Source organism: Candidatus Saccharibacteria bacterium, from assembly GCA_016789455.1.
Lineage (GTDB): Bacteria > Patescibacteriota > Saccharimonadia > Saccharimonadales > Saccharimonadaceae > CAIJKY01.
Genome location: JAEUQU010000001.1, coordinates 21484 through 38982, shown reverse-complemented (window position 1 = coordinate 38982; position 17499 = coordinate 21484). Strand labels below are relative to the sequence as shown.

Below are 17499 nucleotides of genomic sequence, written 5' to 3'. Positions count from 1 at the left end.
ACTATATAATAGTATAGTTCGACTGCACACGACCATTTTGGAGTTACCGTGTACGACACGACGCCCTTCATCAACCGCGACTTCCTGACCTTTCTGGAGGCGAACGACGGGCTTGGCCCGCGCAATGTCCGCGAGCTGGCAGGTACGTACGCCGAACTGTTGACGTACGGTTGGACTAGCGACGAACTGCTGCTGGCTGCCCAGACGGGGTACAACTACAGCACGCACCGTCTGCCCGAGGAGGGTGTGCCGGTACACCTCTGGCACTTCAACGCCGGCGGCGGCCCCGAGAACTTCCGAGCCTGGCTGCAGCACCACTATGAACGGTGCAAGGCCGGCGAGGCGGGCATCGCCATCGAGGCGTTCACTGAGCACTGGGCAGTACTGTCCGTGCCGTTGTTCGCCGGCGAACTCGGCAGCGGGCGTTCCCTGGGCCGCATCCGGGCCTACATCCGCGCCCGCCGCGCCGGCCTGGAGCACGACGAGTGCTTGTGGCTGGCCCAGTGGAATGCTATGCGGCACCGCGAGTACCTGCAGCTGCGCCGCCGCGGCATGGAGCGGGAGCTGGCGGAGGATCTGGTCGATCAGTGCCGGCTGTACGGTCAACTGGTGCTGGCGCGCTACCTGCTGGAGGCACACCGCCGCGGCGCCAGCCGTGACGACCTGCTCGACGCCATCCGGCACGACAGGGTGCGGGCGCTCGCCCTGGACCTGCGCCGCACGGACCGTGAGCTGGCGGCCGTCGCTGCGCAGGGCGCACAGGACCCATCGGCCTGACGGCCATCACCCCGTCCCCCTGAGACGAAATACTCCGGGGAGGCGGGGTATTTCATTTTTTGCTAGTATGAGGGCATGTTACCCGTCTTTATTACCGGCAATCAGAACAAGGCCGACTATCTGGCTAAGATTCTTGGCATCACTTTGGAACACCGAAAACTTGACCTGGATGAGATACAATCCGCCGACCCGAAGGTGGTGATTGAGCATAAGGTACTACAGGCGTATGAGCTGCTACAGGCACCCGTGCTGGTAGAGGACACCATCCTCGGCTTTAACGCGCTGGGTGGTCTGCCTGGCCCGTTTGTCAGGTTTTTCGTCGATGCGGAGAACGGTCTGGAGAATATGTGCCGTATGCTGGATGGCTTTGCTGACCGTTCAGCCTATGGCTCGGCTACCTACGGCTATTTTGATGGTACTGAGCTACGGTTCTTTGCAGGGCATCTGGACGGTGTCATAGCAAGCAGCCCACGCGGGAAGGGCGGCTATGGCTGGGACCGCATCTTTGAACCTGAAGGGTATGGCGGGTTGACGCGGGCTGAGCTGTCTGAGGAGGATGACCTTATTACGTATAACAAGCTGCGTGATTATGATGGGTTGCGGGATTTTTTGCGGCAACGATGAACGGGGGAATCATGCAAAACAAAGAAGGTGCCAATTTTGACGAAGTATTAATTGCGTATTTCGTCCACGGCACGACCACGGACAACGAGCAAGGCTTGGCAACCGGCTGGCTGCCCGGAGAACTATCGGAGACTGGTCGTGCCCAGGCAATAAAGCTGGGAGAGCAGGCGGCAGACAAACATTTTGACGTCGTTTTCTGCTCTGATTTGCAAAGAGCGGTCGATTCGGCCCGGCTTGGGTTCGGCGGCAAGTACGAGATCATCCAGGATGAACGGCTGCGCGAGTGCAACTATGGAGATCTGAACGGCACGCCTACCGCCGGCTTTAAGAGTGATATGACCCAGTACGTAAAAAAGCCATTTCCTCATGGCGAAAGTTATGAGGATGTGGCCGGTCGCATCCAGGACTTCCGCCGTGACATTGCTAAGAAGTATACGGGCAAGCATATCGCCATAGTTGCCCACCAGGCGCCACAATTGGCACTGGAACATATCGCCAACGGCAAGACGTGGGAGCGGGTCTTTGCTGAGGACTGGCGCAAAACAGGGGCGTGGCAACCTGGCTGGACGTATCGCCTAAAAATTTACCGTTAAAGGCAGAAGCGCTACACTATACCCTAGGCATCCCGCACCCGTCCCCGACCCGAAAGGACCCCGGTCATGGCCCGGCCTTCACCCCGTATCAACTGGCCGTACGCCGCCATCCTGCTACTGGCCGTGCTGGCGTTCGCCTTCCGTGTGTATCTGGTGGAGTGGTACTGGTTGCCGCGGCTGCTGCGCCACCACATGGCCGACTTTGGCTACCCTGCCTTCTTCACGGCCATCTTCTCCACGTTCATCGCGTTGCTGACGCCGCGCCGCCACCGGCAGCAGGGCAGTGACAGGGCCGTGAGATTCCAGACCAACCTACACATGGTCATCGTGCTGCTCGGCACGCTGCACGGCTTCTACATCGAGCTCGAGGACCACATGGGCTGGGACAGGGATGGCGGCTTTGACCCCGGCATCATCCTTCGCTGGCTGGGCGCGCCCGACACCGACATCTTCGACTCGATGGACCTGGTGGCCGCGCTGGCGGGAGGCATCGTGGTCATCCTGCTGCAGTGGTATTCTACGCAGCAGCTGCGCCGCTGGCGACGCTTCCCGTTGTTGCTGCGGCAGGCCGGCTGAGCCTCGCCCCTGGCCTCATCTGGCCAGGGGCGTTCTCCTTTCTGCCGGGTTTTCAGGTACAATTGGCATAAGTATGAAAGTATTCGTTTCCGGCCAGATCACCGACATCAGCAGCGTCCGCGCCGTGCAGCAGGCGCTGGTTGACGCCGGCCACACCATCACGCACGACTGGACCCGCAATGAGACCGGCGATAGGATGCTGGGCAGTGTCGAGGACAAACTGCGCGATACCGAAGAGACCGGCCGCCGCGCCCAGCTGGACATCCAGGGCGTCGTCGAATGCGACGCGTACGTCATCTGCACCGATAACGCCAGCAGCGGCAAGGGCATGTACGTGGAGCTTGGGGCGGCGCTGGCCTTGAATGTTACGCATGGGACGCCGCTTATCTTTTTGATTGGCCAGATGAACCATATGTCGGTGTTTTATTTTCATCCGGCGGTGATGAGGATGAAGACGGTGGATGAGGTGATCCGCTACCTCAACGAGCAGTAGTCTGCCAATTGACTTAGTTTTATTTTAGTTGTATAAGTACATCCGACGGTCAAGGACTGTCGACATCATCCCATCGCACCACGGAGGAGATACCGTGACAGGCACAAGTGCCGCAGGCACCAACGGCGAGGAAAGGAATCCGACCGGCAGTAAACCGGCCGCCTTCATCCTCATTGCGGTCCTTCTGGCTGGGCTGAGCGTCCTGGTTGGCAGGTTCCTGCTGCCGGCGGCGCCGCCGGAGTCGCAGCCCTCGCGCGTTGAGCAGGCAGCGACGTTCCTGCAGGTCGTGGGCTTTGGTGAACCCGAGTACATCGGCATCAGGCCCGGGGCTACGGAGGAGTACTCTGCCTTCCGCGCCAGGGCGATCGGCGGTGAGCCGGTCGTGCTGCTGCTCCACACCAAGCCCGATGGCGGACTGGAAATCCAGCCGGAGGTGACGTTGCAAACCGTCGCATCGGCCCACGGCCTGGCCAGCATGGCCCAGACGGCGGTGTACGAGTGGGAGAACATGCCACCGGACATCCAACCCCAGACCGACGGCAGCTTCGGGGAGTACGAGCGGCGCAAGTCGGCCTACGACCTGATGAGCAGGTACAACCCTCCCTGGGAGTACTGGTTCACGCCCGTCGACATGACGGCGGGCTGGCCGCGGCAGTGAGGCTGCAGTGCGTCGGCGGATGACGGAAAACCGCGCCCCCTGGCATCGACGATCAGGGGGTATTTTCTTTTCATCGGTCATGTTGCTTATGGTAGTCTGTAGCTATGATTACCAATGCCAAAGACAGTAATTATCTGCAAGAAAAAGCAAAAGGATGACAGTTTGTTGGGAAATTACCGTACCTACGGAGTGTCTGGATGAGTAAGCCAAAAAAGTATCTGGCCAGTTTCTACAGGCTGTTTTTATTGAACGTATTTGCACTGCCAGTAATATGCGTGTTGCTGTATGTATTCCTTGGCCCTGACATATTTGGCTTTGGAGGGGGCGGTTATGTCACTGGTGGCGGTGGCTTTAGAAATAATTTTGGATGGTTCATGCTGCATATCTTTATGCCGCTAAGTATGTCGCTGGCTTTTGTGCTGACGGGCATCGCTGCAGTAAAGGCGTTCCGATTTTCAGACGATGAGGGCAAAATGATGGTAGGCCTGCTAACGTTCATTGCATTTGGCGCAAGTTGCGTCGTCGGTTTTTGGCGCTGGATTACAACGTAATGCAAAGTTACATATGAAAAAACACAGAAGAAGCAAAGCGCTAGGAAGTTGGGCGATAGGCGCAATACGAATGCTGTTGATAGGAAAATCAGTTTTATCCTTATAGTAATTACACTTCTGATTGTCGCGCTGGCGTATGTTGGATTCTTGCAGCTTAGGGCAAATTCGCGAGCCGGTGAAATAAACGAATTAAGAAACCTGTCGGAAGTCTCATCCTTGATTGTAAGCGAAAAGTCTTCTGGTGATGGCGTTGATCCTGTACTAGAAAAAAGCTGTTACAAGGATATTCATCCGCAAAGTGGTTATTGTGGTGTCACGATAACCAGCAAGAAGCCTGTTGCTACTGTAGAGGAAGCGAGAGGTGTCATTGGTGCTATGCACGAAAAGCTTGCTACATCTAAGCACGTTGAGAAATTGCAAGAAGTGAACGGTATCTACCCTGATTCATCGCTATCACTTCAAGAAATTATATCTACAAGTAGTCATAAAATTGATAAGGGCGGGGTTGAAAAATTTCAGCTTGCAAATGTAGAAAGCAGTTACTGTAATGTTAGGTATGCAGTTGTGGCATTGAATAATGACAACACTGATGCAGCTGTGCGCACTCAAGTAGAATGCTCTAAAGAAACACGCGACTACTATGATTCATCGGAATGGTAGTTATGCTCCGTGGTAAGCATGAAGAATCAAACTTCTTGGTACCATTTTGCCTTATCGCTTTTCTAGTAATCGTCGGCTTGCCCGTATTCCTGCTGCACCTCTATGATACGTACGGCCCCGGCCTGCTCAACGGAGTGGGAAGCCCACCCACGATAGCGTATGGTCCTTCTGTGGCACAAGTATCGGTCGGGAGGTCCATATTAAGTTCGTTGCCGTGGGCGGGTCTGGGTGCGCTTATCGCGCTGGCCATGTTCGCGCGGCTGGCTTATAAGAGCATTCCGGGTGGTAAATGGCAACAAAGTGCAGTACTTGTTATCACTGCGGTTGGCATAATGATGGCGCTGTTAATCATGCTGTGGCCCTCAATGCTCAGCTAGTAATGTGGTAGTCTATAACTATGGTCAAAAAAGCTGTCTCACCCCCAGCTCAACATCAAAACGGTTCACGACCGATATGCCAGAAGCCAAGGCGTTCGGTAAAAGGAAATAAAAATGAGAAGTAATACATGGTTTTTAGGTAAAAGCGCATATCGAATGACGGGGGCACTTTTGATGATGGTTGTGATTTTGTCGCTATATACTTCCGCCGTAAGGGCAACTTCTATATGGACGGTCAGTGCCAACCCCACATTGACTCAAGCCAGTGGGACTGGGCAGCCACCAACTTTTAGCACTGGGAGGTACTGTAGTGCCCAGGCCACGAAAATTTTCAAATCCAGTAGCCAGACTGAAGATACACAGGGATGCGTGGTGCAAACTTCTTGGGGTGAAATATCTAGTGCGGGAGGCGTAAAAGTTGGTTTTAATAAGTTGTTTTATATGATTAACACCTATACCTCCAATGGCTTAGAGCCAGTCCTTGTTCCCAATACAGACAAGCTGGTGATGGCTGGTGGCGGAGGATTGTCTGGAAATTTAGATATATATGAACTCCCAGAAACTATGTACTTGGATACGGGGTACAATAACTATGATCTCAGATATAAGCTTGATAGTTTAACGATCGGAAAAAGGCTGCTTGATTCAAGTAACAATCCAGTTGCCACGCGCACAATTGATTCGTCGTCGAACGGGAAATGGCTGATAGTTCAGACAAATTCAGGCAAGCTTCTTCGCATCAATCTTGATAATTATGAAGTGATGACTTTTGCGGATGGATTGCCAACTAATGGATTTTATTCTGACTATGATTTGGCAATTAGTAATGATGGACGCTATGTTTCAAGCAGTTCGTATGGCTATTTAAAAATTTATGACCTGTCAACGTGTGGTACCCCTAACGCACAAGACGAGCTGGCGGTCGTAAGCGGATGTGCGATAAAAGACCTGACATCATTTATGAACAGTAACTTTACGGGTGGATTTAGTGGGGCATTTCACGCTAGCTTTAACTCTGATGCAACTGTCCTGCGCTTTGGTATTGATGGCCAAAACACGTTAACAGCATGGGGGCATAGCAATAGTCAACTCGAATATTTGGCGCTAGGTGATTCTTACTCGGCAGGAGAGGGAGATACTGAGCTCAATCCGGATAATGGCAACAAGTACTATCGACCAGGAACAGATTTAAACCTGAACTTGAATGCTCAGCCACCAGTCGCACTAGAAAAATGTCATCAAAGCACAAGATCATACCCCTATAAAGTAGCTTTTACTTTAGGAATTACCCAAGGCAATTTCAAGTCTGTAGCTTGCTCGGGTGCGCTCATGAAGGATATTAGCGGCAGCGGTGGCTACTTTGGCCAGGCAGCTGAAGGTTATATTGAGGGACGACTCAAAGGAGTGTACAATGACTTAACTATCGCACAGCTTCAAGTGGATGCTTTGCAAGATTTTACGCCAGGCCGCACAAGGCAAATCAACTTTGTAGAGAAGTATCAACCAGAAATCATTACCATAGGGATAGGAGGTAATGATGCTGGTTTTGAGGCAGTGCTTTCGTCGTGCTGGGGCAGCCACAGCAGTCCTGTTAGTTCTGACTGCTGGTATGCTGGCACGAATAATGGACGCATGGCCGTAGCCAAGTTAATTCAATCTTCCGGTAAAAAACTTGAGGCGTTGTTTGAGAAAGTTAAAAGAGAATCAAAATTAAGTAAAGTATATGCTATAGGTTATCCGCAATTTGTAGATGATGAGCTTGAGGCTGAGGACTGCCCGATGAATGTGCTGCTTAGTAAGACAGAGCGTACGATGATAAGGGAAGGAGTTCAATACCTCAATGATTACATTGAGTTCGCTGCATATGAGGCGGGAATTGAGTATATAGACATCGAGAATAGCTTGGCTGGTTATGAGCTATGTGGAGAATTTTATCCAGAAAAGGTAACGGGTATTGTTGCAAGGGGTGAACGGGGTGAAAGCTTTCACCCTAATGCAAAAGCACACAAAATCATAGCATCGATAATTAGTCATCCGGATTCAACTAGTCCCAAGACTATTGCAAGTAATGATTTAAACTTAACGTCAAGTCAAACTCAAGAACCCGGTACACCCACTTTCTTTACCGCGCTTGGAGGTGCGTATAACTACTTGCCCTACTATCGGCCTGAGATATCTGGAGATTTGATAGTAAAGGCTGATGACTTAGATTTTGAAGTTGTCGCCCAAGGTTTCTCTCCAAACAGTTCTGTGACAGTTGTGGCCTCATCGACACCCACAACACTTGACACTATTGGCGTTGACGCGAATGGGGCGATAAGTGGTGAAGTGAGTTTACCTGCGAACTTTGAGCCAGGCTTTCATATGCTGCATCTATATGGCCAGTCGCCTGCAGGTGACCCTATAGATTTATTCAAGCCAATTACCGTACATGCATCCACTTCTGACATAGACGGCGACAATATTAGCGACAGTCAAGATGTATGCTTATTTGCTACTGAAGCTAACATTGATATCGATCAGGACGGGACTGACGACGGGTGCGACCCAGTTATTGACCATGAACCACAACTTTATCGTGTACGTAACGGTTCCGCAGAACTAAACTCTAAAGTACTGTATTTCGAAAGAAATTTAGAATTGGCTAGCATTATTAATATGCCCAATGATTTTGACTCTAATGCAGACGGGTGGGCCGTAGTAGGAGAGAGCCTGACGACGAATACCGAAGGAGAGATGGCGAGGTTCTGGATAGATAGTCAAAACATACCCCATGCTTCGTTCAGGAATCCGGAAAACGGATGCGTTCAGGTGACCCCCTCAAACCTGAATGTTGTTACTCAGGCACAGACTCGAGGTTTGACAGTAGAAACAACTAACGCGAGTACCTGCCGCGCCAGTGAAGTGGATGCTGATGACGACAATAATGGGATTGCAGATAACACGCAAACGCTGTATCGTGCCCGCAATGGTAGTGCGAGCGTAGGGGAGAGCAACGAAAAAATATACATTGAGAGAAATATCGTAGCCGCAGAGGCACAACTTGGCATTAGTGACGATGATGAAAATGGTGACGGATGGGCGTTGCTAGGAAGTTCGGATACGACTGCACAAGAAGGCATATTTAATAAATTAGTCATAATCAATGACGCACCAGTGGCTTTATATAAGGACGCGAGCGATATCTGTAAGGCACTCCAGCCAGACTCTTTGCAGTTAGTAACTAGAGCGGGGCAAAAACTACTTAATACCGTCGGCGTCCCCACTAACCAAAATTGTTAAGTAAACCAGGAAAAGCAATTATGAGTAAAAAAATCATCAAAAAGTCTTCGCTAAGTTACCGTAAAAAACTAATCCTAGCCCTTATTCTCATGCCGATAGGGATAATATTAATCCATCAGGTATATCTGTTCACTCTGCGCGCGGCTGACATACAAAAATTGGAACACTTGAGCCAGTTCGTGACCCAACTTGCACGAGAGCTTGAAGAAGTTAAGCAGAAAGACAGATTTACCATAACTAATGACTGTACATCGCTGGCTAGGGTGCTGGAGTTAATTCCAGCAAGGGAATTGTGTACCACTACTGCAGAGGCACAAGAAAAAATATATACATATGAAGACGTGAAGCGGACAATCGACATTACGCAGGCTGCCTTGGGGAAGAGCCGCATAGTTGCGGAGGTTGGTCTTGCTAGTGATAATTTGTATCCTACTGAGAACGTAAGCCTTGTTGAAGTCGCGGCCTCTGTAGCTGACAGGCAAGACGATGCAGGGAATGCGGTCTTCAAGGCTGCCTCAGACGACGTTTCAAATTGTGCCGTAGAATATGATATTGATTATTCTAACGGTCAGAACGAACCTGAGAATCAGCTAGTTTTAAAAACAATTATTTACTGCTCGACCGAGACTAACGGATCATACAACTTTAGTACATGGTAGTCGATAAAAACCTTGCAGGGCGTCAAACAGTAATGTGCTTGTGGTAGTCTATAACTATGGTCAAAAAAGCTGTCTCACCCCCAGCTCAACACAAAAACCGTTCCAAGGCCGAGGCGGCGGAAGCTGCCCACCACCGGCGCATGGTGATTATTCTTAGTATCGTGTTCGTGGCGATGGCCTTCATCGGCCTCGTGGTGTTCCAGGCAATCAACGCCGGCATCCGCGAGCAGAATCTGCGCGGCTTCAAGAACATGAAGTCCGCCGTGACCGAGGTGGCATCCGGCGTGGCCCGCAAGCTCAAGACGACGGCCAAGTTTTCTAAGGCCTGCAACAAGAACATCATGAGCTATACCACCCTGTGTAGCGCGGGTGCCGTCATTACCGTGCCGGTCACTACGGTCAAGGAGGCGAACCGGGCAATCGATACGTCGCAGAACTTCCTGGCACGTCACCGGCCGCTGGAGAACTTCAAGGTCGTGGAGGGCGTATACCCGGTGCAGATCAAGGATATCGGCCACATTGCTGACGATAGGTCTGCCGGGCGTGACAACGGCGGCGGTGCCACTTTCTCTATCCGCGGCATCGACCAGGATACCTGCCAGGTCTGGTATAACCTTAACCGCAAAGAGCCGAAAGTGAATAAGTTCGTCATGGAAATTTCGTTTGAGTGTACCAAGACGGCGGGCGGGCTTATCACTAAGTACGAGTGGTAAGATAGACGGATGAAAATCTACATTACAGCACGGTTTAAAGGAACTGAGAATAAGCCCGAGATAGAGGCGTTATGTGCAGCCGTCAAAGCTGCCGGCATGGAAGACTTCTGCTTTGTCCGCGATATCGAAAATTACCAAAAAACATTCGACGACCCTAAGGAGCTGTGGGAAAGCGCACGTCACGAAATTGAGCAGTGCCAAGGGCTGCTGATAGACGTTTCCGACGCGCCGAGCGGTGGCAGGGTGGTGGAGGCGGGTATCGCGTATGGCTTGCGCCTGCCTATCTTTGTGGTGGCGAAGCGGGGTGTGCCGTATAAGGGGCTGTATGATGGCATTGCCGTTAAAGTCATCGAGTACGATACGCTTGCCGATGTTGCTGCCGGGCTACTAGACTACGCCAATAATTAGCGATTTTGCCAGCCACAGACTATACTGTAAGACATATGTCAAACCTCCCGACTGATAAGATCATCAGCTGTTTTTATGACTCCTCCACAGACTGTGTGAAGGTGCTGGGTACTGATGGCGCGTTGCTGTCATTCAACCCCGCCGGCCTGAAGGTCATGGAAATTGATGACCCCAAGGAGGTCATTGGTAAGGATTGGCTCTCATTCTGGGAGGGCAACATGCATCAGAAGGCGGTCGAAGCACTGGCCACGGCCACCAAGGGCACGATTGCCGGCTTTGAAGGCTATTGCCCCACGTACAAAGGCACCATGAAGTACTGGGAAGTGACCATCGCGCCACTGCTCAACGACTTTGGCCAGGTGCAGTGGCTGCTGGTGACCTCACGCGATATGACGAAGTACCGCGACATGGAGGATGAGCTTGTCTTCCTCCGCCAGGAACTAACCGAGCTGAAGGCGAGTCTGGCCTAGGCCATCATCTGGTATGAAAAAGCGACGCACTCAGGCCTCGCATCCTTGGCTGCGCTGGCTCGATACCCTGGAAGACCGTTTTGTGGCGGCCATCATCGGCAGCGTGGCGCTGGTGGTGTTCTTTACGGGCCTGGGTGGCGGGTTCCAGGGCGACGACACGTTCCAGATCGTCGATAACCTGCCGGTGCATTCGTTGCAAAACTTGCCTTACTACTTCAAGTCGAGCACGTTCTTTAACGGGCAGCATCTGGTGGGGTCGTTTTACCGGCCGATGATGACTACTACCTTCGCGCTGATTTACGAACTGGCGGAGGCGGCACCCGTGGCGTACCATCTTGTGCAGCTGCTGTTGATAGCCGGGGCGGCCTTTGTGCTGCATCTGTTCCTCAAACAGTTTATGCGGCCGGCGCTGGCGCTGGGCCTGGCCCTGATCTTTTTGGTGCATCCCATCAACTCGCAGGCGGCCTTTGCGATTCCTTCCATGCAGGAGCCGCTGTTCTTTCTCTCCGGCATGTTGGCACTGTTGGTGCTCTCGCGCAGCAGCGGCTGGAAGGGGTTGGTGGTGGCGGCCGGCTTGTTGCTGTTCTCGCTATTCTCCAAGGAGACGGCGGTATTGTTTGTGCTGGTGGCGCTGCTGTACTTGTTGCTGTTTGATAAGCGCCGGCGATTGCTGCAGTTCGCGGCCATGCTGGTGGTGCCGGTGGCACTCTATCTATACCTGCGCATCAACGCCGTGGGGCTGCTGGGCGAGAACACCAACGCCGCACCCATCAGCCAGCTCGACCTGGCGGGCAGGCTGCTGACCATGCCGTCCATTCTCCAGTTCTATCTGACCAAATTTTTGTTCCCAGCGGAGCTGGCGACGGGCTATTACTGGGTGCATACCTCGTTCGGGGTGCGGGAGGTGCTATTGCCGCTACTGGCCTGGCTGGCACTGATCGCGCTGCTGGTGCGGCTGGGCGTAGCGGTGCGCGCCGGGCTGCCGACGAAGCAGTTCAAGGCGTACCTGTTCTTTGCTGCTTGGGCGGGCGTGGGGCTGGTACTGCATCTGCACTTTGTCCCGCTAGATATGACGGCCTGCGAGACCTGGTTCTACTTCTCGTCGGCTGGGGTGCTGGGGATGCTGGGCGTGGCGTCGGCACTATTGCGGCTGAAGATCGACCCGCGTTATGTGGTGGGAGGTTTTGCCGTGCTGATTGCCATTCTGGGTGTCCGCACGGCCATCCGCGGCCTCGATTACCAGAGCCAGTACACGCTGGGCATGCACGACATCGCCGTAGTGCCGGACCATTACTTTGCCATGAACAACGTCGCCCAGGCGCTGATAGGCAAGAAGGAATACGCGGCCGCGCAGGAGTATGCCCAACGTTCGATCAACCTGCATCCCACCGCTACCAATTACACCAACCTGGGCGTGGCCCTGCAGATGCAGAATGATTATCCTGGTGCCAAGCGGGCATACGAGAAGGCACTGGAATACGGCAGCCTGAACATCATCTACGAAAATCTGGGCATACTGGCCGTTTCGTACGGTGAGCCGCAGGAGAATGTGGCGTATCTGCGCCGGGCGCTAAAGGAGTATCCGCAGAGCTACAAACTGTGGATTTACCTGGCCATCCAGGAGAGCGTCAACGGCAACAGGGAAGAGGCGCGCAAGGCAATCACCAAGGCGGCCGACCACGGGCCGGTGCCGGCGCAGCTGCACAGAGCCATTACCAAAGGCGAGCCGTATGCGATGAAATTGCCGCATTCGGGCAAGCAGATCATCGTGCAGTAAGCCGTCTTAATTGATTTTTTATTAAAAATATGCTATAATTAAAAGGTACACCCCGCACATGTGCCGTTTGGCACCCTGAATAAGGAGCTGACAGGAGTGACCTTGACCATCAACGAGCCGTTCGCCGACCAAGAACGGACTGATGCGGCGCACGCCCTGCGCCTGTTGTGCCTGGAGCTGAGGGGCGGCGGTCTGGTGGAAAGCTTCACCTCGCCGGACTTCGATGATGACGACCACGTCAACCAGGTGATTGATGCCTGCCGCCTGCACCTCGCGGTGCTGCAGCGCCGGGTGACCAACTTCACCTGGGCGGTCGGCGTCATCGAGCGGTTGGCGGAGCGGTCTCTGGCCTACCACACCGGCCGCGCCGAGCAGCCGACCGCCACCGTGGAGATTCCGCTGGCGGAGGTGCAGGTGCTGCGCGGTCTGCGCGACGACTACGCCTCCTTCGTGGAGCTGCTGGCGCTCCGGCGGCCCCGCCGCAGGGGGCTGCAGCAGTTCGCCCGCCACATCGCCTACCGGCTCAACCCGGAGTACTGGCGAGAGCAGGGTGCGCGGATGCCGCGCGACGTCATGGCGCCCGCCGGACTGGTGACATGGACGTTCCTGCAGGAGCTGAGCCGCCACGGCAGTGAACCTGAGGGGTGATAAACCCCGCCTGATCCAAGCAGATACCCCGTCGCTTGGATCGGCGGGGTGTTTGTTTTATAAGCCGCCGGTATAGAGCTTAAGCAGGCTGTCAATCGCCGAAGACCCACCGCCTGGATCGCCCAGTCCTTGCAGCATCGGCAACTGCTGCACATACGTTACCGCCAGCCCGATGCCGACGACGACCGCCAGCACCAGCAGGATGACCGCGGCGTGCATCGAGACCATCATGTTCTTGGCGTACGCATAATCGCGCGGGCTGTCGCGGTGGAGCTGCTGGCCGGTCTTGCGGTCGCGGACGGTGCCGCCGAAGTAGATCCAGAGGTCGATGTACCACCAGAGGACGGCCGCGGCGTTGGCGGCTACGCCGGCCACCAGGGCGACGGTGCCAAGCGTCATGTCCACCAGAAAGAAGACGGGTGCGATGAAGACGAAGGTGAAAAGCAGGCAGCGCAGCCAGCCGGTGGCGTAATGCCGGGTATAGAGACGGTTGGTGCCCACGAAGCCTAGGAACAGGGTCAGCAGAAAGGCGGCCAGGTAGTTGGGCTGGCCGGGCTGGGGCGTAGGACCGGCATGAGTGGCGGCTGGCATGGGTGCCGGTGTCGTGGTTGGTTCGGTGTTGGTTTGTGGCGCCGCGGCGGCGGGGGTTTCCATGCCCCCATAGTACCGCCATGCAGTCTTTTTTGCTATGTTCACTTGCGTTACCGCACGTATGCGGTATAGTAATAGCCAACAAGCCATAAAAACAAAAAGGTACATTCTATGCCAAAAAAAGGCACCAAACTTAGCTCCAGGCGCCGTCGCGACTCGCGGCTGCGCTCTCTTGTCATCGCATGCGGCGTCAGTATCGTCGTGGCGGTCGGCGCACTGATTTACTTCGCAGCCAACGCGGCGACGGTGACGTATTACGTCAGTCCCTCCGGATCTGATGCCAACACTGGCACCAGCGCCTCGGCACCATTCAAGACTATCCAGCGGGCGATGGATCTGGCTCAGCCCGGCGCGGTGATTAACTTGGCAGAGGGGGTCTATACCGGCAAGGTGACCACCAAGGTTGCTGGCACCAGTGCCAATCCCATCACGCTACAGGGACCGGAGACCGGCAAGGACATCAACGGCCGGTACAAGGCGGTGGTGTACGGCACCGGCGGCCACGTCATTGATATCAACCACAGCTACTACACGCTGAAGGGCTTTACGGTTGACGGACAGAAGGCGATTGCCCGCGGTGAATACCCGACGACTCCTGCTAACATCCGCGGCTTCAAGGACAGCGTGCAGTCACGCGCCGTCAACAGCAAGCTGGTGTACGTGGGCGCGGCCAATGACTCGCGCGATATCGTCGGCACGCGCATCGATGACATGTTCCTGCAAGGCTCCGGCGGCGAATGTGTCCGCTTCCGCAACAATGCCATGGCCAGTGCGGTCAGCCGCTCGGTCATCCAGTGGTGCGGCATGTATGGCGCGGGCGACGATTCTTCACAGTACAAGTACCACAATGCCGAAGGCGTCTATGTGGGCACCAGCCCCAAGTCGACCACTCAGCCGATGTATGCCAACGACACCAGTAACGGCATCCTGGTAACCGAAACGACCATCCGCACCTTTGGTTCAGAGTGCTTCAACGTCAAAGAGAACGCGCACCACAACATCATCCAGAACAGCGAGTGTATGTATAACGACGAGCCGATTGACTACAACGGCAGCAACATTGAGTTCCGCGGCGACAACAACCGGGTTGAGAATACCGTCGTCGACGGCAGCCGGGGCTACAGCGTCAAGTTCTGGTCGGATTCCTCCACGTATGACAAAGGCGGCAACGCCATCCGTCTGAGCGCCCTGAAGAACTCGGCTGCTGCGGCTATCAGCGTCAAGCAGGCGGTGGCGCAGCTGGGTGAGATCTGCGGCAATACCTTTGCGGCCAACGGGGCTATCCAGGAGGCCAATAACGTTGGCGATCCGGCCAAGGCGTGTGCTGACACCAAGGTCGGCATCCAGGCGCCAAGCGGACTGACGGTACAATCCTCAACTTCCACCGAGGTCAAGCTGGGCTGGACGGCGCCAGGCGGTGCGGTCTCGGCCATCTCCTACAACGTGTACCGCAACGACACCAAGATCGGCAACGTCACCGACCGCGCCTACACCTCGTCCGAGCTGACCGGCGGCACTGCGTACAGCTACTACGTGAAGGCGGTGGACGCGGCCGGTACGGAATCGCTGGCATCGAACGTAGTCAACGTGACCACTCCTGCTTCACCGACGACCCAGAACATCAACTTTGAGGCCGAGACCGGCGCGCTGGTCTCGCCGATGGCCGCCCACAACGACCCAAGCGCCCAAGGCGGCAAGTATGTCGCCCAGCTGAGCGGCTCCGGCACGGGGCGCGTGACCTACACGTTCAACGTCACGACCGCTGGCAGCTACACGCTGAAGGGCCGCGTGATCGCGCCTACCAGCTCCAGTAACTCGTTCTCATACGCCTTTGACACTGCCTCTCGCCAAGACTGGAACCTGACCGCCGGCACCACCAGCTGGACCTGGGCCACTGGACCGACCGTCAGCCTGACTGCCGGCAAGCACACGCTAACACTCTACAAGAAAGAGAACGGCACCAAGGTAGATGCGCTCTCGCTGACTGCCAACACGGCGGCCACTGCACCGACTGCGCCGGGTGCCATCACGGCCACCAGCCTGTTTGAGGCGGAGGCGGGTGCTGAGAGTGGCGGCATCGTTGAGCAGTCGGAGACGGGTGCTTCTGGTGGTAAGTATGTGATTGGTAAGTCGTCGGGCACGGCAACGTACAACATCCAGGTGCCCACCAATGGTACGTACATGATTGCCGGCTACATCAAGGCGGCCAGCGGCAATGCGGACTCGTTCAATGTGAAGTTTGATAGCGGGACGTATGCCATGTGGGACCTGCAGGAGCCATCTACCAGCTGGGTGTATGACGCTACTAACAATCCCAAGTTTACTTTGACTGCCGGGACGCATACTATGACGTTGCAGTATCGGGAGGCGGGGTCGATGGTGGATCGGATAGTGTTGATTCGACAGTAGGCACTGTTAGCGAGACCGATTGACAAATCAAAGCACTTGTGCTATATTGAACACCATCAAAAGCGTTTGAGCAGGGAATATGGTCCCTGCGAGCTGACCCGTGAACCATCGCGCCACCCTCACGCAAGACGGGGTGTGGCGCGAAAGTAGCGGGCTCCGGCAGAAGTCCGTCATCATGCTTCAGCCAGTTTTTGCTGGCACCAAGGTCGCGGCAGTGATGGCGCGGCGAAGCAAGGTGGCACCACCGTAAAGGTCCTTGCAGATATTGAAAGTTCGGCTTTGGCCGGCTGTGAATATCTGCAAGGGCTTTTCAATTTAGCCGATATGCAGCAAGGAATAGACATGCATTCATCACATACCAACTACATCACCAATCACATTGCCGCCTTCTGGTGGCACTGGCGCGCCTCTCCGTAGGACGGTTTTGTGATGTCTGATTTTTCGGCAGACAGCGCCCCGTCCACGCGGGGCGTTTTGTTTGGAAGAGGCGGGTAAGCATGCCCGTCTCGACAGCCAAAAACCCTACGATGGAGGCAGACGATGCACCTTGTCAGGACTCATCCCGCTATGCGTGACGCCGTGGCGATCGCGGCTGAGGGCTTTGCCCGGCCGGTAACGCCCGAGCTGGAGCAGGACGTAGCCAGCCACCTGGCCGATGGCCAGCTGGTCTACAGTTTTGTGGCAGATGGCGCCACTGCCGGCTTTGTCATCTTTGATGTCATCGGGGAGGCAGGGGATATATTGTACCTCTCCGGGATCATCCTGCGACGCGGCTATCAGCGGCGGCGCAATGTACTGGCGGCCATTCAGGCGGCTCAGCAAGCATTGCCACGGGTGCGCTACCTGGCGTACCGTACACAATCACTGCGGATGTACACGGCAGGCATGGCAGCCTGTGAACCGGCCTATCCAAACCGGGAGAACGGGCCTTGCGGCAGTGAACTCCTGCGGGTAGGCCAGCAGGCAGCTACGCATCTTGGCGGGGTCTTCCCGGTGACGCGCGGCTGCTACGGCGGCCCGCTTTACGGCGAACGGCCACAGCACCCCGATGCGGAGCTGAGCGCCTGGTGGGATGGGCTCTGCAGCTTCGCTGATGGCGATGCCGTCATTGTGGTTGGGGCACTGCTGCCGCCCGCGTAGGTGATGGAGGGGCTGGAATCTATGCCAGTCCCT

General features: G+C 55.1%; 18 protein-coding genes. 17 read left to right on the top strand and 1 reads right to left on the bottom strand.

Annotated features, from left to right (window positions below):
• Positions 1-48 precede the first annotated feature (48 nt).
• The 15 genes from JNJ66_00225 (at position 49) to JNJ66_00155 (ending at position 13266) form a co-directional block, all read left to right on the top strand.
• Positions 49-777, top strand: coding sequence for a hypothetical protein (locus JNJ66_00225; GenBank protein MBL8158871.1), 729 nt, complete (start codon positions 49-51; stop codon positions 775-777).
• A gap of 75 nt (positions 778-852) precedes the next feature.
• Entirely contained in the window at positions 853-1401 is a 549-nt protein-coding gene (locus tag JNJ66_00220; GenBank protein ID MBL8158870.1) for a non-canonical purine NTP pyrophosphatase, read from the top strand.
• Between the two features lie 11 nt (positions 1402-1412).
• Entirely contained in the window at positions 1413-1994 is a 582-nt protein-coding gene (locus JNJ66_00215) for a histidine phosphatase family protein (GenBank protein ID MBL8158869.1), read from the top strand.
• A 66-nt stretch (positions 1995-2060) separates the two neighbouring features.
• Positions 2061-2570 carry a hypothetical protein gene (locus tag JNJ66_00210; protein ID MBL8158868.1) on the top strand — a complete coding sequence of 170 codons (510 nt, stop codon included), beginning with the start codon at positions 2061-2063 and terminating at the stop codon, positions 2568-2570.
• A 73-nt stretch (positions 2571-2643) separates the two neighbouring features.
• On the top strand, positions 2644-3063 hold the full coding sequence (locus JNJ66_00205; protein MBL8158867.1) for a hypothetical protein: 420 nt from the start codon (positions 2644-2646) through the stop codon (positions 3061-3063).
• 94 nt (positions 3064-3157) lie between these two features.
• A complete protein-coding gene (locus JNJ66_00200; GenBank protein ID MBL8158866.1) occupies positions 3158-3721 on the top strand; it encodes a hypothetical protein in 564 nt (187 codons plus the stop codon).
• Between the two features lie 197 nt (positions 3722-3918).
• Positions 3919-4272 carry a hypothetical protein gene (locus JNJ66_00195; GenBank protein ID MBL8158865.1) on the top strand — a complete coding sequence of 118 codons (354 nt, stop codon included), beginning with the start codon at positions 3919-3921 and terminating at the stop codon, positions 4270-4272.
• A gap of 48 nt (positions 4273-4320) precedes the next feature.
• Entirely contained in the window at positions 4321-4932 is a 612-nt protein-coding gene (locus JNJ66_00190; GenBank protein MBL8158864.1) for a hypothetical protein, read from the top strand.
• An 818-nt stretch (positions 4933-5750) separates the two neighbouring features.
• Entirely contained in the window at positions 5751-8591 is a 2841-nt protein-coding gene (locus JNJ66_00185; GenBank protein MBL8158863.1) for an SGNH/GDSL hydrolase family protein, read from the top strand.
• A 20-nt stretch (positions 8592-8611) separates the two neighbouring features.
• A complete protein-coding gene (locus tag JNJ66_00180; protein ID MBL8158862.1) occupies positions 8612-9250 on the top strand; it encodes a hypothetical protein in 639 nt (212 codons plus the stop codon).
• Between the two features lie 56 nt (positions 9251-9306).
• Positions 9307-9963, top strand: coding sequence for a hypothetical protein (locus tag JNJ66_00175; GenBank protein MBL8158861.1), 657 nt, complete (start codon positions 9307-9309; stop codon positions 9961-9963).
• Between the two features lie 9 nt (positions 9964-9972).
• Complete coding sequence (locus tag JNJ66_00170; GenBank protein ID MBL8158860.1) at positions 9973-10371, top strand: hypothetical protein; 399 nt, start codon at positions 9973-9975, stop codon at positions 10369-10371.
• A gap of 35 nt (positions 10372-10406) precedes the next feature.
• Positions 10407-10841 carry a PAS domain-containing protein gene (locus JNJ66_00165; protein MBL8158859.1) on the top strand — a complete coding sequence of 145 codons (435 nt, stop codon included), beginning with the start codon at positions 10407-10409 and terminating at the stop codon, positions 10839-10841.
• 13 nt (positions 10842-10854) lie between these two features.
• Positions 10855-12618 (top strand): tetratricopeptide repeat protein, encoded by a 1764-nt coding sequence (locus JNJ66_00160; protein ID MBL8158858.1) that lies wholly within the window; start codon positions 10855-10857, stop codon positions 12616-12618.
• 60 nt (positions 12619-12678) lie between these two features.
• Entirely contained in the window at positions 12679-13266 is a 588-nt protein-coding gene (locus JNJ66_00155) for a hypothetical protein (GenBank protein ID MBL8158857.1), read from the top strand.
• A 57-nt stretch (positions 13267-13323) separates the two neighbouring features.
• Here the strand turns inward: JNJ66_00155 and JNJ66_00150 are convergent, their stop codons facing one another.
• Entirely contained in the window at positions 13324-13920 is a 597-nt protein-coding gene (locus JNJ66_00150; GenBank protein ID MBL8158856.1) for a hypothetical protein, read from the bottom strand.
• A 108-nt stretch (positions 13921-14028) separates the two neighbouring features.
• Between JNJ66_00150 and JNJ66_00145 the strand changes: the two genes are divergently transcribed.
• Entirely contained in the window at positions 14029-16326 is a 2298-nt protein-coding gene (locus JNJ66_00145; GenBank protein MBL8158855.1) for a hypothetical protein, read from the top strand.
• Positions 16327-16866: 540 nt separating this feature from the next.
• Positions 16867-17466, top strand: coding sequence for a hypothetical protein (locus JNJ66_00140; protein MBL8158854.1), 600 nt, complete (start codon positions 16867-16869; stop codon positions 17464-17466).
• Positions 17467-17499: the final 33 nt, after the last annotated feature.

Bases quoted from the DNA above. Each gene is read 5' to 3' on its own strand.
- JNJ66_00180 (MBL8158862.1), top strand. From the start codon at position 8,612: ATGAGTAAAAAAATCATCAAAAAGTCTTCGCTAAGTTACCGTAAAAAA.
- JNJ66_00140 (MBL8158854.1), top strand. From the start codon at position 16,867: ATGCACCTTGTCAGGACTCATCCCGCTATGCGTGACGCCGTGGCGATC.
- JNJ66_00210 (MBL8158868.1), top strand. From the start codon at position 2,061: ATGGCCCGGCCTTCACCCCGTATCAACTGGCCGTACGCCGCCATCCTG.
- JNJ66_00170 (MBL8158860.1), top strand. From the start codon at position 9,973: ATGAAAATCTACATTACAGCACGGTTTAAAGGAACTGAGAATAAGCCC.
- JNJ66_00145 (MBL8158855.1), top strand. From the start codon at position 14,029: ATGCCAAAAAAAGGCACCAAACTTAGCTCCAGGCGCCGTCGCGACTCG.
- JNJ66_00160 (MBL8158858.1), top strand. From the start codon at position 10,855: ATGAAAAAGCGACGCACTCAGGCCTCGCATCCTTGGCTGCGCTGGCTC.
- JNJ66_00175 (MBL8158861.1), top strand. From the start codon at position 9,307: ATGGTCAAAAAAGCTGTCTCACCCCCAGCTCAACACAAAAACCGTTCC.
- JNJ66_00205 (MBL8158867.1), top strand. From the start codon at position 2,644: ATGAAAGTATTCGTTTCCGGCCAGATCACCGACATCAGCAGCGTCCGC.
- JNJ66_00195 (MBL8158865.1), top strand. From the start codon at position 3,919: ATGAGTAAGCCAAAAAAGTATCTGGCCAGTTTCTACAGGCTGTTTTTA.
- JNJ66_00150 (MBL8158856.1), bottom strand. From the start codon at position 13,920: ATGGAAACCCCCGCCGCCGCGGCGCCACAAACCAACACCGAACCAACC.
- JNJ66_00185 (MBL8158863.1), top strand. From the start codon at position 5,751: ATGATTAACACCTATACCTCCAATGGCTTAGAGCCAGTCCTTGTTCCC.
- JNJ66_00215 (MBL8158869.1), top strand. From the start codon at position 1,413: ATGCAAAACAAAGAAGGTGCCAATTTTGACGAAGTATTAATTGCGTAT.
- JNJ66_00165 (MBL8158859.1), top strand. From the start codon at position 10,407: ATGTCAAACCTCCCGACTGATAAGATCATCAGCTGTTTTTATGACTCC.
- JNJ66_00220 (MBL8158870.1), top strand. From the start codon at position 853: ATGTTACCCGTCTTTATTACCGGCAATCAGAACAAGGCCGACTATCTG.